The sequence below is a fragment of the Duganella guangzhouensis genome (genome assembly GCF_009674535.1).
GTDB classification, from domain to species: Bacteria; Pseudomonadota; Gammaproteobacteria; order Burkholderiales; family Burkholderiaceae_D; genus Rugamonas; species Rugamonas guangzhouensis.
The window spans coordinates 611,329-628,501 of record NZ_WKJK01000002.1; the positions used below are offsets into that span (position 1 = coordinate 611,329).

Below are 17,173 nucleotides of genomic sequence, written 5' to 3' on the forward strand. Positions count from 1 at the left end.
GATGGCGCTACAGTGGAGTCATTCCAACTTCCACTGAAAGGCAAACATCATGAAAACCGCTAGCCAACTGCTCAACGCCTACCTCGACAACATCCAGAATCCCGCCGCAGCCGCCGCGCTGTTTGCCGATGATGGCGTGCTGGAGCTGCCTACCCTGGGCTCGTTCGCCCGCGCCGTCGGCCCGGCCGCGATTGCCGACTTCATCGGCGGCCTGCTGAAAAAAGTGCCGGACTTCCGCTTCAAGGACGTCAAGCTGTTCATTGACAATGGTGATCAGGCGTTTGGCGAATACAGCGTGGAAGCGCTGGTGCCGTCCACCGGCAAGCTGTACAAACAAACCTATGCCGGCGTGCTGCTGTCTAAAGACGGCAAAATCCAGCTGCTGCGCGAAGCCCTGGACACCCTGGCCGCCGCCCAAGCCTTCTCCCCAGACTGACCAGCTTGCTTGCGGCTACCTCCTGAAGGGAGTAATGTTGACAGACTTTCAGGAGGTGTCGCCATGCCCAGCGCAAGCTTACCTAGCAGAACAACAGAACCCACATTAGCCGAAATCCAGGAAGAGGCAAATGACGGCCCGGTCTACCTGTCAGGTGAATATGGGCTCACTCACGTGCTGATGACCATTGCCGATTACGAGCGCATCCTGAAAGGAAAACTCAACATCGTTGAATTGCTGTGGATGCCCGGCACACCCGACATCGATTTCGTCCCGCCGCGCTCTACCGAACCGCTAACGCCAGCCGACTTTTCATAATGGTGATCCTGGATACCAACGTGATTTCCGAATTGCGGAAAGTCGCGCTCGGCAAAGCAAATGCCAACGTCGCCAAATGGGCGCGTCACATGGAGGCTAACACGTTGTACCTCTCCGCTATTACCATTCACGAAATTGAAAGCGGGATCTTGCGACTCAAGCGACGCAACGACTTCAGCAGCGAGGTGCTGCGCCTGTGGCTGGATAATCACGTCCTCAAAGCATTTGCTGGCCGTATTCTGCCTGTCGATACCGCTGTGGCTCAGCGTACCGCTGCACTGCACCTTCCGCAAACGCGACCATGGGCTGACGCTTTTATCGCGGCGACAGCGCTGGTGCATGGAATGGTCGTGGCAACACGCAACGCACGGGATTTTCAGCCCATGGGGGTTCCCGTGCTCAATCCTTGGTTATAGCACCTGGTTCAGCTTGACGATCTGCACGTCGGCCTTGCCGGCGACGGCTTGTATCAGTGCCTGGAAATGCGGCGTGGCTTCGTGCGCGTCCAGCGCGGCCTGGTCGCGCCAGGCTTCGAGCATGACGAAGCTGGCGTGGTTGCCCAAGTCGATGTGCAGGTCGTAGCGGATGCAGCCCGCTTCCGCACGGCTGGGCGGCACCACTTGTTCCAGCGCTTCGCGCACCAGCACTGCGTTGCCATCGCGGGCGGTAATGGTGGCGACGATGATCAGCTCTTTCATGGTATATCCTTATCGACTTAAACCTTGATACTAGCAGGAGACGGCAAATGGCGCAGATACGGGCTGGCATCGGCGGCTGGGACTTCGCGCCCTGGCGCGACACCTTCTATCCCAAGGAGGTGCCAATCAAGAAGCAGCTGGAATACGCCAGCTCGCAACTCACCAGCATCGAAATCAATGGCACTTTTTACCGCTCCGCCAAACCCGAACACTTCGCCAGCTGGGCCGAAAAGACCCCGGATGATTTCATCTTTTCGGTCAAGGCCACGCGCTACGCCACCAACCGCAAGGTGCTGGCCGAAGCCGGCGAATCGATCGAGCGTTTCATGCAAAGCGGCCTGACCGAACTGGGCGACAAGCTCGGCCCCATTCTGTGGCAACTGGCCAACACCAAACAGTTCGATGCCGACGATCTGGAAGCCTTCTTCAAGCTGCTGCCGGCCAAGCTCGGCAAGCGCAAGCTGCAGCACGTGCTGGACGCCCGCCACGACAGCTTCCTCGACGACGCTTACCTGAAGCTGGCGCGCAAATACAAGGTCGCCACGGTCATCACCGACTCGCCCAAATTTCCGCACTTCGAAGCCCTCACCGGCGAGTTCGCCTACGCCCGTTTGATGGATGCGCAAATCGACATCGCCACCGGCTACACCAAGCCGGCGCTGAAGAAGTGGGCCACACAGGCCCAGGACTGGCAGCAGCAAGCCAAGTCCGGCCAGGTCTACGTCTACTTCATCAACGGCGCCAAGGAACGCGCGCCGGCCGCGGCGCAACACTTCCTGTCCTTGCTGTAAATTGAGTTCCCGTCGTTGCTCTTGGTAAAATACATCTTTGGGCGACAGAATCGGTTGCCCGCTGACGTTTTTGAAAGATCAACATGAGCTCAACCAACGCATTTGCAGGCAGCCTGTTCGTGGTTGCCGCGCCATCCGGCGCCGGCAAGTCGACGCTGGTCAACGCGCTGCTGGCCAAGGAACCGACCATCAAGCTGTCGATTTCCACCACCACCCGCGCGCCGCGTCCGGGCGAAACCCACGGCAAGGAGTACTACTTCACCAGCGCCGAAGATTTCGTCGCGCGCGCCAAGAACGGCGAGTTCCTGGAGTGGGCCGAAGTGCACGGCAACTACTACGGTACCTCGCGCCTGATGGTGGAAGACCAGATGAAAAGCGGCACCGACGTGCTGCTGGAAATCGACTGGCAAGGCGCGCGCCAGGTCAAGAAACTGTTCCCGCAAGCGGCCGGCATTTTCATCCTGCCACCATCGATCGCGGCACTGGAAGAACGCCTGAACAAGCGCGCCACCGATGAGCCGCACGTGATCACCAAACGGCTGCTGGCGGCGGGCGGCGAAATCGCCCACGCTCCCGAGTTCGAGTATGCTATTATCAATGAAGAATTCGACGTAGCGCTGTCGGAACTGACCGCGATCGTTCGAGCGGCCCGTTGCCGGTTTGCGCAACAAGCGGCACGCAACACCTCGCTCTTCGCCCAACTGGGTATCCACGCCGAATAACAGAACACACAAGATTTTAGGAGTTTTAGATGGCCCGCATTACGATTGAAGATTGTCTGAAAAACGTACCGAACCGTTTCCAGCTGACCCTGGCCGCCACCTACCGCGCACGCCAGCTGCTGCAAGGCCACACCCCTAAGGTGGAAGCCAAGGACAAGCCTACCGTGGTCGCCCTGCGTGAGATCGCAGCCGGCAAAGTCGGTCTGGAAATGCTGAAGAAAGTCCCAATGTAAGTTGGGACCGCGTTCCCGAACAATGTGAATGTGGTATGTTTTAGCAGTAGTGAGACATTCTCATCGAGACGGAACGCATTTTTATGAATCTGATTCCTGCAGATCCTGATTTGAGCGGCACGCCCGCCCGGGCGAAAAAGCCGGCCAAGAAGCCGGCCGCAGCCATGCCCGGATCGGATGCAGGCGATAGCACCGCCGCCGCACTCGCACCACCCGTTTCCCCTCCCGCAGCCCCCGTGATTTCCTCGTCGCCCCTGGCCACGCCGCCCGCCATGTTGGCCGGTGTTGCGTCCGTTACCCATCTGACCGAAAAACTGGCCGACTACATGACGGCCGCCGACCTCAAAAAGGTCAAGGAAGCCTACCGCTTCTCGGATGAAATGCACCTCGGTCAATTGCGCAAGTCGGGCGAGCCCTACATCTCGCACCCGATCGCCGTGGCCGAAATCTGCGCCGACTGGAAGCTGGATGCGCAAGCCATCATGGCGGCGCTGCTGCACGACGTCATGGAAGACCAGGACGTCAAGAAAGAAGAACTGATCGAACGCTTCGGCGCGCCGGTGGCCAATCTGGTCGACGGCTTGTCCAAGCTGGAGAAAATCGAGTTCCAGAGCCAGATCGAGGCGCAGGCGGAAAACTTCCGCAAGATGCTGCTGGCCATGGCCTCGGACGTGCGCGTGATCCTGATCAAGCTGGCCGACCGCCTGCACAATATGCGCACCATGGACGTGATGAAACCGTCGGCGCGCGCCCGCATCTCGAAAGAGACCATGGAAGTGTACGTGCCGATCGCGCACCGCCTCGGCCTCAACAACATCTACCGCGAACTGCAGGATCTGTCGTTCTGCCACCTGTTCCCGATGCGCTACCGCACGCTGGCCAAGGCGGTCAAGGCGGCGCGCGGCAACCGCCGCGAAGTGGTCAAAAAAATCCTGGAGTCGGTCAAGAACACGCTGTCGATGGCCAACATCGAGGCCGAAGTGTATGGCCGCGAAAAAACCCTGTACGGCATCTACAAGAAGATGCGCAGCAAGCACCTGTCGTTCTCGCAGGTGCTGGATGTGTACGGCTTCCGGGTGGTGGTGGACAGCTTCCCCAACTGCTACGTGGCGTTGGGCACGCTGCACTCGCTGTACAAGCCGATGCCGGGCAAGTTCAAGGACTACATCGCGATCCGCAAGCTGAACGGCTACCAGTCGCTGCACACCACGCTGATTGGCCCGTATGGCACGCCGGTCGAGTTCCAGATCCGCACCCAGGAAATGCACCGCACCGCCGAATCCGGCGTGGCCGCGCACTGGCTGTACAAGAACGGCGACGCCAATATGTCGGACCTGCAGCAGCGCACCCACGCCTGGCTGCAATCGCTGCTCGACATTCAGCAACAGACCGGCGACTCGGCCGAGTTCCTGGAACACGTCAAGGTCGACCTGTTCCCGGATTCGGTGTACGTGTTCACGCCGAAATCGAAGATTATCGCGCTGCCGCGCGGCGCCACCCCGGTCGACTTCGCGTATGCGATTCACACCGGGATAGGCGACCACACGGTGTCGGTCACCATCAACAACGAACCGGCCTCGCTGCGCACCGAGCTGCGCAATGGCGACATCGTTGAAATCGTCACCGACTCGGCATCGCGGCCGAGCCCGTCGTGGCTATCGTTCGTCCGCACCGGCAAGGCACGTTCGGCGATCCGCCATCACCTGCGCACGATCAACCTGCCGGAATCGATCGCGCTGGGGCAGCAACTGCTGTCCGCCGCGCTGAGCTCGCTGGGCTGCCCGCCGCTGCTGGAAGAACACCTGATCGAGCGCCTGCTGAAAGAATCCAGCGCCAAATCGCTGGACGAGCTGTATGCCGACATCGGCATCGGCAAGCGCATGGCGGCGCTGGTGGCGCGCCACATCTTCGGCCTGCGCGGCGGCGAATCGGCTAGCGCGCCGGTCGACCACAACAGCGCGGCCGAGCTCGACCCGGTCACCATCTGCGGCAGCGAAGGGGTGTCGGTACAACTGGCGCCATGCTGTTTGCCGATACCGGGCGACGCCATCATCGGCCAGCTGCGGCGCGACCAGGGACTGCTGGTGCACACCTCCGACTGCACCCAGGCCAAGCGCCAGAAAGCCAAGGAACCAGACCGCTGGATCGCGGTCAAATGGGGCACCGAGCTCAACCGCCGTTTCGACAGCCGCATCAAGCTGCTGATCAACAACGAAAAAGGCATCCTGGCGCGGGTGGCGGCCGAGATCGGCGAATCGGACGCCAACATCACCTACGTCGGCATGGACGAGGACAAAGAACACGTGCTGCACCAGTTGCGCTTCACGGTGCAAGTCAAAGACCGCGTGCACCTGGCCGGGCTGCTGCGCAACGTGCGCCGCGTGGCCGGCGTCAATCGCATCCTGCGCGAACGCAACTAAAACCAGTAGGCTTTTTCGGCCAGCGGGGTTTGCGGCGATAGCAACGGGTTGTCGAGCCGGAAGATGCGGCGCTTGCGTAGCCCGACTTTCTCTATCATGGCATCGTAAAATTCGTGGAATAGCTGGTCGTAGCGGCCGTCGGCGATCAGTTGCTGCAGCCCGTATTCGAGCCGCTGCGCCAGCCGTTGCTGGTGTCCGCCGATGAAGAAGTAGCGCGGCGACGGGATGTACAGGGCGAAGCTGCGTTCCACGCTCAGCGTCGGAAACGCCGGCGCGTAGGCGGCCTGTTCGTACAGCGCTTCGTCGATGGCGCGCGGGAAGTGCTGGAAGCGCCCCGCCGCCAGCATGCTGTGCAGCCCGGCCGAGGTGGTGCCCTCCACCACCTTGAAACCGGCCTGTTTGTAGGTGGCGGTCAGGCTCCACTGCCGCCCGGCGCCCAGCGTCAGCGCGCGCAGCTGATCCAGCGTGCGCACCGCGCTGAACAAGTCCTGGTTGCGGCTGTCGATCAGCGAGATCCGGTAGCACGAGATGCCTTTGTCGATCGGAATCCGGATCGGGATCAGCTTTTGCTCCCATTCCTGCGAGGTCACCTGCCCGCTCAGGTTGGCCAGCTCGCCCTTCAGCATTTCCTGCAGCAGCCGGTCGCGCTCCATGCGCAGCTGCGCCACTTTCAATTCGTACGGTCCGTACTTGGCTTTGGAGGCTTCCAGCGCGGCCGTCACCAGGTGCATGATGTGACTGTCCGCGTAGGCGGATTTGCTGGAATTCATGTCGATGATGTAAACGTCGGCCGCCAGCGCGGCCTGCTGCCAGCCCGCCAGCGCCAGCAAACAGCACAGCGCTTTAGTCAGCCGCCGGCGCAGGATAGCGAACCTCCAGGATGTCCAGTTCCTCCACGCCGTGCGGCGCCTGGAAAGTGATGGTGTCGCCCTCGCGCGCCTTGGTCAGCGCGCGCGCCACCGGCGCCACCCAGCTGATCTTGCCCTGCAGCGGGTCCAGCTCATCGATGCCGACGATGGTGATGGTGCGTTCCTCGCCATGCTGGTTGCTGTAGGTGACGGTGGCGCCGAAAAACACCTGGTCGCTGCCATAGTGCGCGCTGGGGTCGACGATGAAAGCCGAATCCATGCGCTTGGTCAGGAAGCGGATGCGGCGGTCGATCTCGCGCAGCCGGCGCTTGCCGTAGATGTAGTCGCCGTTTTCCGAGCGGTCGCCGTTGGAGGCGGCCCAGTGCACGATGCGCACCACTTCCGGCCGGTCGACGTCGATCAGCTGCAGCAGTTCGCCCTTGATGCGCTGATAGCCTTCGGGCCGGATGTAATTCTTCGAGCCGGCCGGGATCGCCAACGCCAGCGCCGCGGCTTCGTCGTCATCTTCCTGATCGCTTTCTTTGACAAATGCTTTGTTCATACGGCTTATTGTAGCGGCTTTCACGTATTATGCATGGCTATGGAATCTCCCCACCACGACAGTCAGGCGCTGGCGGCGGAACTGGAGCAGGTCCGCGCCCGCTTTGCCGCCATCGTCTCCAACACGCCCGGCCTGGTGTACCAGTTTGCGCTGCACACCGACGGCCAGGTCAGCTTCCCTTACCTGAGCGAGGGCTGCCAGGCGCTGCTTGGCCTGACCGCGGCCGAGCTGCACGCCCATCCGCAACGCTTCGAGGCCTTGATCTTGCCGGAAGACCGGCCTTCCTATCTGGAAGCAATGCACACTTCGGCGCGGCAGCTGTGGAGCTGGAACTGGGAGGGCCGGATCTGGGTCGACGCCTGGAAGGACGTCAAGTGGATCAATCTGCGCAGCACGCCGCATCCGCTGGCCGATGGCGCGGTGCGCTGGGACGGCATCATGACCAATATCACCGACAGCAAGCTGGAGCAGCAGGAAGTGCACCATTCGCGCGCCCGCCTGGCCGAGCTGACCGCCCACACCGACCGCGTCAAGGAACAGGAACGGACCCGCATCGCGCGCGAAATCCATGACGAGCTGGGCGGTAACCTGACCGCGATCAAGATGGCGGTGGCGATGCTGGCGGCGCGGCTGGACGGCGCCGAGCCGGCGCTGCGCGAAAAAACCGATTACGTCGACGCCCTGGTCGACCGCACCATCGAGGCGGTGCACCGGATTTCGCTCGACTTGCGGCCGGCGCTGCTGGACCTGGGCCTGGTGGCGGCGCTGGAATGGCAGGTCAAGGAATTCGACAAGCAGACCGGCATCGCCACCAGCTTCAGCGCCAACCAGCGCGACATCGGCCTCGACAACGACCAGGCCACCGCGCTGTTCCGCATCGCCCAGGAGGCGCTGACCAATATCGCCAAGCACGCCAACGCCAGCAAGGTCACGGTCAAGCTGGCCCGGCTGCGCCAGCACGTCAGCCTGAAGATCAGCGACAACGGCGGCGGCATCCGCCAGGCCGACCGCGCCAAGCCGGCCTCGTTCGGCCTGCGCGGCATGGCGGAACGGGCGCGCGCGCTGGGCGGCACGCTGACGCTGAGCCCGGCCAGCGGCGGCGGCACCGTGGTGGCCATCAAAATAAAACGCGATAGCAGTCAGGACAGCCTCCCAGCGCCGCCGCCGGGCGCTACAATAGCGGAAGATAACATTTCCACCATGAAATAATGTGTCATCAATGATGCGGGTGGGACACAACAGGGTTAACGATTCATGACTGAAAAAGCCATCATCAAGGTCTTCATTGCCGACGACCACGCCATCGTGCGGGAAGGCTTGAAACAAATCCTGGCCGAGACGCGCGACATCGTGGTGGCGGGCGAGGCCGAGAGCGGCCTCGACGCCATCAAGCTGTTCCGCAAGTCCGAGTGCCAGGTGATGCTGCTGGATATTTCGTTGCCAGATCGCAACGGCATCGAAGTGCTCAAGCAAATCAAGAAGGAAAAGCCGGAGCTGGCGGTGCTGATGCTGTCGATGCACCGCGAGGACCAGTACGCGATCCGCGCGCTGAAGGCCGGCGCGGCCGGCTATCTGACCAAGCAGAGCGCGCCGCGCGAGCTGGTGACGGCGATCCGTCAGGTCGCCGGCGGCCTCAAGTACATCAGCGCGGCGCTGGCGCAGGAACTGGCCAACCACGTCGGCGACGACCATGAAACGCCGCTGCACGACACCCTGTCCGACCGCGAATACCAGACCCTGACCATGATCGCCTCCGGCAAGACGGTGGGCATGATCGCCAAGGAACTGTCGCTGTCGGTCAAGACCGTCAGCGAGTACCGGGCCCGGCTGCTGGTCAAGATGAAGCTGAAAAACAGCGCCGAACTGACCCATTACGCGATAAAAAATCAATTAATTGAATAAGCGCGGGTAAGATAGCAAGAGTCATGTCACATATTGTTGCCCAAAGAAAAATGGTTAATGCATCGATGAAAGCCACCTTCCCGCCCCTGCTCTCGGCAATGCCGCACGGCGCGGGCGCTTATCATGGCGGCAATTGGTAATCCATTAAGAGGTCCGCGCGCCATCATGTCCAGCAAACCCACCCCTCCCGAGCAAAATCCGGCCGATATCGCGCGCGAGGCGTTCCGACGCCTGGCGGTGCGCCGCATCGCGCCGACGCCGGAAGCCTATCGCGACATTTACAACGAAATCGCCGGCATCCCGGCGACGCCGGCGCCGGCTGCGGCAGCACCGCTGGGCAGCACCGAGCCGGGGCCGGAATCGGTGCTGAGCCAGCTCGCCACCCGCATGACCGAGAAAACCGGCGATCTGGCCGAGTTCGGCCGCCGCTTCGACCGCGCGGTCAAGTCGCGCGACTGGGAAGGCTATGCGCGCGCGCTGTCGCAGCTGGTGGAAAAACATGTGACGGCGCCGAAAAAAGGCATCGAGGTGGCCGGCCTGGCGGGCGAGGACAGCGAGCAGGCGCGCGCGCTGCGCGACTTGCTGGCGCGCACCCTGACCTTCGCGCTGGCCTCGTCGCTGGCCGGGGCGCCGGTGCTGGCGGCCGAGGCCGAATCGCTGGGCGCCGCCGCCAAGCTGGCCCACAGCGAGGAGGCGCTGGCCGAGATCGCCGCGCGGCTGAAGCAGCTGTGCTACCAGATCGAGCAGCGCGGCGGCGACAGCGGCGAGCAGCAGGAATTGCTGTTGCGCCTGTTCAAGCTGCTGCTGGAAAACGTCAGCGAGCTGCTGGACGACGACAGCTGGCTGCGCGGCCAGATCGAGGCGGTGCAAAACCTGATCGCCGGCCCGCTTGACGTGCGCGCGCTGGAGGAAGCCACGCGCAGCCTGAAGGAAGTGATTTACAAGCAGGGCCAGCTCAAGCACAGCCTGGCGGACGTCAAGCTCACCGTCAAGAACATGATGATGACCTTTATCGACCGCCTCAGCCAAGTGGCGGCCTCGACCGGCGACTTCCACGAGAAAATCGGCGGCTATTCGGAAAAGATCAGCAAGGCCGACAATATTTCCGAGCTCAACAGCATTCTTGACGAGGTGCTGAAGGAAACCCGCATCGTCCAGAACGAGGCGCTGAAGGCGCGCGACAAGATGATGCTGGCGCAGCAGGAAGTGCAGGACGCCGAGGCGCGCATCCACACGCTGGAAGCCAAGCTGCAGCATTTGAGCGAACTGGTGCGCGAAGACCAGCTCACCGGCAGCCTCAACCGTCGCGGCCTGGACGATGTGTTCGAGCGCGAAACCGCCCGTTCCGACCGCCGCGGCACGCCGCTGTGCATCGCCGTGCTGGACCTGGACGATTTTAAAAAGCTCAACGACACCTACGGCCACATCGCCGGCGACGCCGCGCTCAAGCACCTGGTCAAAATCGTCAAGGACACCTTGCGCTCGATGGATGTGATCGCCCGCTTCGGCGGCGAGGAATTCCTGATCCTGATGCCGGAAACCACGGTCGACGCGGCGGCCTCGACCATGACGCGGCTGCAGCGCGAGCTGACCAAGCATTTCTTCCTGCACGATAACGAGAAAGTGCTGATCACCTTCTCGGCCGGGGTGGCGCTGCGCCGTCCCAACGAGGAACAGACCGAGCTGGTCAAACGGGCCGACAAGGCCATGTACACCGCCAAGCAGACCGGCAAAAACCGCGTGGTCGTGGCCGACTGAGCGAAATCCCCCCCGCCATCCCCGTGCCCGGCCGCTGTGCCGGGCATTTTTTTTGCGCGAAATAAATTTTTTTTCGCCCTAAAGTTTCCTTTTTTACCGTCGTTTAGACGCTCATCGGTAGCGAACTTTAGCCCGGTAAACAAAAATTTACCGCCTTTTTCTCCCTAAACTTTCCACATGGGAACCCGTTACCAGCTTCAACAGCGGTTTGATTGTCTCGGAACAACGAGGCAGACCAAAGTGAAATTGAGCACCTCGCCCACACGGTAGTAATCTGGAGAATTGAATCATGGCACAAGTCATCAACACCAATATTAGCTCGCTGAATGCGCAACGGAACCTGAACAGCTCGCAGGCTTCCCTGTCGACCTCGCTGGAGCGTCTGTCGTCCGGCCTGCGTATCAACAGCGCCAAGGACGACGCGGCTGGTCTGGCGATTTCCGACCGCTTTACTTCGCAAATTCGCGGCAATACGACGGCTGCACGTAACGCCAACGACGGTATCTCGCTGGCGCAAACGGCCGAGGGTGGCTTGAGCACCGCCGGCGATCTGCTGCAGCGTATCCGCGAACTGGCCGTGCAGTCGGCCAACGGCACCAACTCGGACTCCGACCGCGCGTCGATCCAGGGCGAGGTATCGGCCCTGTCGCAAGAGCTGGACCGCGTCGCCAACACCACCCAGTTCAACGGCCAGAACGTGCTGGACGGCTCGCTGACCTCGGCCCAGTTCCAGGTCGGCGCCAACGCCGGTCAAACCATCAACGTCGGCATCCAGTCGGCCAAGGCGACCGACATCGGCAACAACACGCTGGCCTCGAACTACGGCGACACCACCTCGATCTCGGCCGCCACCGCCACCGCCACCAACAACGTCGGCGCGCAAACCCTGTCGATCACCTCGGGTACCGGTGTCACCACCTCGGTCAACGTCGAAGCCGGCGCCAGCGCCAAGAAAATCGCGTCCGACGTCAATGCCCTGAGCAGCAAGAGCGGCGTCACCGCCACCGCCAGCACCACCGCCACCCTGGCCGGTCTGCAGGACGGTTCGGTCCAGTTCACGCTGCGCGGCGACAACTCGGTCGAATCCGATCCAGACTCGACCGGCGTGACCATCTCGGCCCAGGTCAAGAACGGCGACCTGTCGGCACTGGCCCAGGCGATCAACGCACAAACCGGCACCACCGGCGTCGCCGCCTCGATCGAACTGGACTCGTCCGGCAACAAGCAGATCAAGATGACCAACAGCTCCGGCTCGGACATCCAGATCAACAACACCAACACCGGCACCACCGACGCGCTGGGCACCGCCACCATCAAGGGCATGGACAAGCCGGGCACCGGCACCGCCAACACCGGCGCCGCCACCGCCACCACCCAATCGGTGGCGACCGGCTCCACCGTGACGGTCGGCGGCCACCTGGACTTCTCGTCGAACAGCGGCTTCACCATCACCGGCGGCGACAGCACCATCGTGACCGGCTCGGCGGGTTCGGACCTGCAATCGGTGGCCAAGATCGACGTCAGCACCGTGGACGGCGCCAACGCGGCCCTGAAAACCATCGACTCGGCGCTGAGCCAGGTCGACAGCAACCGCGCGGCGCTGGGTGCGATCCAGAATCGCTTCACCTCGACCATTTCGAACCTGAACACGACCACGGAAAACTTGACCGCTTCCCGCAGCCGGATTCAGGATACCGACTTCGCGTCGGAAACGGCCAACATGACCCGCGGCCAGATCCTGCAACAAGCTGGTACCGCGATGCTGGCCCAGGCCAACTCGCTGCCGAACAACGTGCTGTCCCTGCTGCGTTAAAATCCAGGCCAGAGTTGACCCGGTAACGGTCGCTCTGACCAGGATCCCCGGCTGATTTCATCAGCCGGGGATTTTTCACAAGGAACAATCATGACTATCGACACCATAGCCAGCGCCAGCACGGCGCGCGCGACCGACCGCGGCACGGTCGGCGCCGACGCCAGCACGGCCCAGGGCGCCACGCGCGCACCGGCGGCGCCGGTCGAGACGGCCAACGCGGTCAAGGCGCCCGAGGCCGCGCCCAGCGAGGAACAGATCAACGATGCGCTGTCCAAGCTGAACAAGACGCCCCAGGCCCAGGCCAACAACCTGGAATTCTCGGTCGACCAGGACACCAAGCGCACTGTGGTCAAGGTGGTCGACCAGACCACCAAGGAAGTGGTGCGGCAATTCCCGACCAAGGAAGCGCTGGCCATCGCCAAGGCGTTGGACGAGCAAGGCAGCGCCAGCACCGGGCTGCTGATCGACCAGACCGCCTGACACCGGCGCGCGCCCCCGGTGCGCGCCGTTTTTTTCTCATCTGTGGCATCCTGTTCCCGGAGCGCCCGCACTTCCCGCCCCGCTTGCCGTGTCATTGCTCGACGGCATGTCCGACGGTATGTCCGACGGTATGTTTTACCTGCTTTTACAGCTTTTGCGAAACAAGCCGGTATTTCCCCCTCTCAAGTCCGGTTTGATTTTGCCGATACCGGCTTATATTATTGCTTTACTTAGGAGCGCATCGTGTCCATCTCATCCCCCGGCATCGGTTCCGGCCTTGACGTCAACAGCATCGTCAGCAAGCTGATGGCGGTGGAGTCGGCGCCGCTGACGGACTTTGATAACAAAACCGCCAGCTACCAGTCGCAGGTCTCGGCGTTTGGCACCATGTCGAGCGCGCTCAGCACCTTCCAGAGCGCGCTCAGCGGCCTGACCACGGCCTCCAGCTTGCAAACCCTGACCAGCACCCCGGCCGACTCCACCGTGGTCAGCGCCACCGCCAAGAGCACCGCCACCGCCGGCACCTACCGCGTCAACGTGACCCAGCTGGCGCAGGCGCAAACCCTGGCCTCGGACGGCTTCAAGAGCACCACCGCCACCGTCGGCAGCGGCGCCAAGACCACCATCAGCTTCTCGCTGGGCACCGTCAGCAACAGCGAATTCGGCATCGCCGGCACCGCGCTGGCCAACAGCATGCGCACCAGCGGCCTGTCGGCCGGCTCGCTGGCGATCAACGGCACCACCATCGTCACCAACAACACGGTGCGCAGCGCGCGCGCGCTGGCCGACGCCATCAACGACAAGACCACCACCACCGGGGTCTCGGCCAAGGCCAGCGCGGCCACCACCGACGCCAGCCTGTTCAGCACCTTCGGCGACATCGACACCAGCGGCGGCGGCACCTACACGCTGTCGGTGGGCGGGGTCGACATCGCGGTGCAGGCGGCCGGCGTGGCCGGCGGCAGCGGCATCACCGCCGCCTCGCTGGACAGCGCGCTGAGCGGCGACACCGCGATCTCGCGCGCGCTGGCCGACGCCAACATCACCGTCACCGGCACCGCCGCCGGCGGCGACCTGCAGTTCAGCAACGCCGACGGCAGCAACGTGGCGCTGACCGAAAGCGTCACCGGCGCGGTCACCGGCGGCATCGGCAACAGCGCCGGCAGCACCAACATCGGCTCCAGCGTCACCGCGGTCGGCACCATCACGCTGGTGTCGGCCGACGGCAGCCCGATCACGGTGGGCGGCAGCGACCCGGCCTCGGCCGGCCTGACCGCCGGCGTCGGCGGCAATTACCTGAGCGCCGACTTCACCGCCGACGCCACCCGCACGATGGGCAACATCGTCATCGACAGCACCAACAACACCTTGCAGGGCATCACCGACGCCATCAACAAGGGCAATTTCGGCGTCACCGCCTCGATCGTCTCGGACGGCGCCAGCGGCACCGGCGCCACCCCCTACCACCTGGTGCTGACCTCGACCGCGACCGGCGCCAGCTCGACCATGAAGATCACGCTGGCCGGCTCCGGCGGCGCCGACCCCGACCCCGACCTGGTCAGCCTGCTCGGCTACGATCCGGCCGGCACCCAGAACCTGAGCCAGAAGTCGGCCGCGGCCGACACAAAGGCCACCGTCAACGGCATCGCGGTCACCAGCAGCAGCACCAGCATCAGCGGCGCCGTCACCGGCGTCACGTTTACCGCGCTCAAGGCCGGCAGCACCAGCGTCACCGTGGCCAAGGACACCACCACGCTGACCAGTTCGATCAACGCCTTCGTCTCGGCCTACAACGACCTCAACACCCAGCTGTCGGCGCTGGGCGCCTACGACGCCGACACCAAGACCTCCGGCCCGCTGCTGGGCGACAGCACGCTGCGCAATCTGCAATCGTCGATCCGCTCCACGCTGAGCAGCACCATCACCGGCCTGACCAGCAGCAGCCTGACCAATCTGTCGCAGATCGGCGTCTCGTTCCAGAAGGATGGCACGCTGGCGGTCGACAGCGCCAAGCTGACCACCGCGATGACCGACAACTTCAACGACATCGCCGGCCTGTTTGCCGCGGTCGGCCGCGGCACCGACCCCGACATCAGCTTTGTCAGCTCGTCGACCAAGACCCAGGCCGGCAGCTACGCGCTCAACATCACCCAGCTGGCGACCCAGGGCACGCTGCAGGGCAGCACCGTGCTGCCGGCCGAGACCACCATCGACCAGGACACCACCTGGACCGTGACGCTGAACGACACCACGCCGCCCAAGCTGGCCAACACCGCCACCATCACGCTGCCGGCCGGCACCTACAACCCGAGCCAGTTGGCAACGCTGCTGCAATCGTCGATCAACGGCGTCAGCGCGTTTTCCACCGCCGGCTCGTCGGTGACCGCCACCGTCGGCGACGACGGCACGCTGAAGCTGGCCTCGGCCGCCTACGGTTCGGCCTCCAACATCACCATCACCACCAGCAGCGGCACCGAGGTGTCGTCGATCTTCGGCAGCGGCAGCTCGGTGGCCGGGGTCGACGTGGCCGGCACCATCGGCGGCTACACCGCGACCGGCAAGGGCCAGACCCTGACCGGCGCCGCCGGCGGCCCGGTCGACGGCCTGAAGCTGACCGTGACCGGCGACACCACTGGTTCGCGCGGCACCTTCGGTTTCTCGCAGGGCTATGCCTATATGCTGAACACGCTGGCGGCCGGCTACCTCGGCAGCAGCGGCACGATTGCCGGCCGCACCAAGGGGCTGAACGCCTCGGTGGCCGACATCGCCCAGCAGCGCGCCGATTTCAGCAGCCGCCTGACCGATATCGAAGCGCGCTACCGCGCGCAATACACGGCGCTCGACACCACGGTCGCCAGCTTGAATAGTACCTCGACGTTCCTGACCCAGCAGTTGGCCGCGATTTCGGCCAACAACTAAGCGCGAACGCATAGAAAGGAGCACCTATGTTTGGATCCCGACAAACCGGCGTCAACGCCTATGCCAAGATCGGCATGGAAACCGGCGTGCTGGCCGCCAGCCCCCACAAGCTGATCGTCATGCTGTTCGACGGCGCGCGGGTGGCGCTCAACGACGCGCTGGCCGCCATGCAGAGCGGCAATATCGCGGTCAAGGGCAAGTCGTTATCCAAGGCCATCATGATCATCGACAGCGGCTTGCGCGCCGCGCTCGACAAGAAGGCCGGCGGCGACATCGCCGAAGGGCTGGACGCGCTGTACGAATACATGAGCAACCGTCTGCTGACGGCCAACGTCAACAACGACGCCAGCATCATCGAAGAAGTACAGCGTCTGCTGACCGAATTGCGCGACGCCTGGAACGCGATCGCCGACACCCCTGCCGCCAGCGGCAACCACCCCACCACCAACCTCGCGAGCGCCTGATCCATGATGACGATTCAAGACGTTTTATCCGTGTACGCCGCCATGGCCGACCTGACCGAACAAATGGTGCAGGCGGCCCAGCGCAGCGACTGGGACGCGCTGGTCTTGCTCGAACAACGCTGCGCCGCCCACGCCCAGGTGCTGCGCGAGCAGGAGCCGCGCCAGCCGATGCGCGGCGCCGAGCGGGAACGCAAAATCGAACTGATCCGGCAGATGCTGAAGGCCGACCGCCAGATCCGCGACCTGACCATGCCGTGGATGGCGCAGCTGTCCAAGCTGATCAACGCCACCGGCACGGAACGGCGCGTCGTCAACGCCTACGGCAGCGTCTAAAGCGGAGGCGCGCCATGCTGCCGCGCGTCGACGCAGGTACCGTCACTCCGGTTACGCCGGGCAGTGGCGGCGGCGCAAGCATCCCGCTGGCCGACGGCCGCCAGGCGGCGTTCCAGCGCGCGGTGCAAAACCTGGTCGGCCAGACCGTCAACGCCGAAGTGCTGTCCAAGCTGCAAGATGGCAGCTACCTGGTCAAAGTGGCCGACAACGCGGTGCGCATGATGCTGCCGGGCGAAACCCAGGTCGGCGGCAACGTCTCACTGACCGTGCTCAGCGCCCAGCCGCGTCCCACCTTTCAGCTGGCTAACACCACCCCGGGCAGCACGCCCACCCTGCTGTACAGCGATGGCGGCGCCAGCGACGGCGGCGAAGCCGCCAGCCTGCCGTCGCAGGGCAGCGCGGTGTTCGTGCCCAGCCAGGGCAAGCCGGCCACGGGCGGCGCGAACGGCACGCCGGGCCAGCCCGCCACCTCCGCC

Annotated in this window: 18 protein-coding genes and 1 pseudogene; 16 read left to right on the forward strand and 3 right to left on the reverse strand. The window is 63.6% G+C overall.

Annotated features, from left to right (window positions below):
• The first annotated feature begins 49 nt into the window (after positions 1-49).
• From GJ699_RS05965 to GJ699_RS05975, 3 genes are all read left to right on the forward strand, one after another.
• On the forward strand, positions 50-436 hold the full coding sequence (locus GJ699_RS05965; RefSeq protein WP_154374028.1) for a nuclear transport factor 2 family protein: 387 nt from the start codon (positions 50-52) through the stop codon (positions 434-436).
• 63 nt (positions 437-499) lie between these two features.
• Entirely contained in the window at positions 500-754 is a 255-nt protein-coding gene (locus GJ699_RS05970) for a type II toxin-antitoxin system Phd/YefM family antitoxin (protein ID WP_154374030.1), read from the forward strand.
• A complete protein-coding gene (locus GJ699_RS05975; protein WP_371867475.1) occupies positions 751-1,170 on the forward strand; it encodes a type II toxin-antitoxin system VapC family toxin in 420 nt (139 codons plus the stop codon). The genes GJ699_RS05970 and GJ699_RS05975 overlap by 4 nt, the downstream gene beginning before the upstream one ends.
• Here the strand turns inward: GJ699_RS05975 and GJ699_RS05980 are convergent.
• Positions 1,165-1,452: a putative quinol monooxygenase gene (locus GJ699_RS05980; protein ID WP_154374034.1), complete on the reverse strand. Its 288-nt coding sequence runs from the start codon at positions 1,450-1,452 to the stop codon at positions 1,165-1,167. The genes GJ699_RS05975 and GJ699_RS05980 overlap by 6 nt on opposite strands.
• A 47-nt stretch (positions 1,453-1,499) precedes the next feature.
• On the opposite strand from GJ699_RS05980, the gene GJ699_RS05985 reads away from it, so the two are divergent.
• The 4 genes from GJ699_RS05985 to GJ699_RS06000 all read left to right on the forward strand — a co-directional run bounded on the left by GJ699_RS05985 (position 1,500) and on the right by GJ699_RS06000 (position 5,618).
• Positions 1,500-2,243 carry a DUF72 domain-containing protein gene (locus GJ699_RS05985; protein ID WP_154374035.1) on the forward strand — a complete coding sequence of 248 codons (744 nt, stop codon included), beginning with the start codon at positions 1,500-1,502 and terminating at the stop codon, positions 2,241-2,243.
• Positions 2,244-2,326: 83 nt separating this feature from the next.
• The gene (gmk, locus tag GJ699_RS05990) at positions 2,327-2,965 is read left to right on the forward strand and encodes a guanylate kinase (protein ID WP_154374037.1); all 639 of its coding nucleotides are present in this window, start codon (positions 2,327-2,329) and stop codon (positions 2,963-2,965) included.
• Between the two features lie 29 nt (positions 2,966-2,994).
• Positions 2,995-3,198, forward strand: a complete 204-nt coding sequence (rpoZ, locus tag GJ699_RS05995; RefSeq protein ID WP_005665923.1) for a DNA-directed RNA polymerase subunit omega — start codon at positions 2,995-2,997, stop codon at positions 3,196-3,198.
• A gap of 83 nt (positions 3,199-3,281) precedes the next feature.
• Positions 3,282-5,618, forward strand: a complete 2,337-nt coding sequence (locus GJ699_RS06000) for a RelA/SpoT family protein (protein WP_154374039.1) — start codon at positions 3,282-3,284, stop codon at positions 5,616-5,618.
• Here GJ699_RS06000 and GJ699_RS06005 read toward each other — a convergent pair.
• Together GJ699_RS06005 and greB are read right to left on the reverse strand one after the other, a co-directional pair.
• The gene (locus GJ699_RS06005; protein ID WP_154374040.1) at positions 5,615-6,448 is read right to left on the reverse strand and encodes a transporter substrate-binding domain-containing protein; all 834 of its coding nucleotides are present in this window, start codon (positions 6,446-6,448) and stop codon (positions 5,615-5,617) included. The genes GJ699_RS06000 and GJ699_RS06005 overlap by 4 nt on opposite strands.
• A gap of 13 nt (positions 6,449-6,461) precedes the next feature.
• Positions 6,462-7,028 (reverse strand): transcription elongation factor GreB, encoded by a 567-nt coding sequence (gene greB, locus GJ699_RS06010; protein ID WP_154374042.1) that lies wholly within the window; start codon positions 7,026-7,028, stop codon positions 6,462-6,464.
• A gap of 33 nt (positions 7,029-7,061) precedes the next feature.
• Between greB and GJ699_RS06015 the strand changes: the two genes are divergently transcribed.
• The 9 genes and pseudogenes from GJ699_RS06015 to GJ699_RS06055 all read left to right on the forward strand — a co-directional run.
• Positions 7,062-8,237, forward strand: coding sequence for a sensor histidine kinase (locus GJ699_RS06015; protein ID WP_154374044.1), 1,176 nt, complete (start codon positions 7,062-7,064; stop codon positions 8,235-8,237).
• Positions 8,238-8,282: 45 nt separating this feature from the next.
• Complete coding sequence (locus tag GJ699_RS06020) at positions 8,283-8,930, forward strand: response regulator (protein WP_154374046.1); 648 nt, start codon at positions 8,283-8,285, stop codon at positions 8,928-8,930.
• Positions 8,931-9,095: 165 nt separating this feature from the next.
• Positions 9,096-10,688 (forward strand): sensor domain-containing diguanylate cyclase, encoded by a 1,593-nt coding sequence (locus tag GJ699_RS06025; RefSeq protein ID WP_154374048.1) that lies wholly within the window; start codon positions 9,096-9,098, stop codon positions 10,686-10,688.
• A gap of 289 nt (positions 10,689-10,977) precedes the next feature.
• Positions 10,978-12,501, forward strand: coding sequence for a flagellin N-terminal helical domain-containing protein (locus tag GJ699_RS06030; protein ID WP_154374050.1), 1,524 nt, complete (start codon positions 10,978-10,980; stop codon positions 12,499-12,501).
• 90 nt (positions 12,502-12,591) lie between these two features.
• Positions 12,592-12,981: a flagellar protein FlaG gene (locus GJ699_RS06035; RefSeq protein WP_154374052.1), complete on the forward strand. Its 390-nt coding sequence runs from the start codon at positions 12,592-12,594 to the stop codon at positions 12,979-12,981.
• Positions 12,982-13,224: 243 nt separating this feature from the next.
• The gene (fliD, locus tag GJ699_RS35265) at positions 13,225-15,900 is read left to right on the forward strand and encodes a flagellar filament capping protein FliD (RefSeq protein ID WP_371867469.1); all 2,676 of its coding nucleotides are present in this window, start codon (positions 13,225-13,227) and stop codon (positions 15,898-15,900) included.
• A 26-nt stretch (positions 15,901-15,926) separates the two neighbouring features.
• Positions 15,927-16,364: a flagellar export chaperone FliS gene (gene fliS / locus GJ699_RS06045; RefSeq protein ID WP_154374054.1), complete on the forward strand. Its 438-nt coding sequence runs from the start codon at positions 15,927-15,929 to the stop codon at positions 16,362-16,364.
• 3 nt (positions 16,365-16,367) lie between these two features.
• A complete protein-coding gene (locus tag GJ699_RS06050) occupies positions 16,368-16,697 on the forward strand; it encodes a flagellar protein FliT (protein ID WP_154374056.1) in 330 nt (109 codons plus the stop codon).
• 14 nt (positions 16,698-16,711) lie between these two features.
• A pseudogene (locus GJ699_RS06055) lies at positions 16,712-17,173 on the forward strand (flagellar hook-length control protein FliK); the annotation flags it as partial.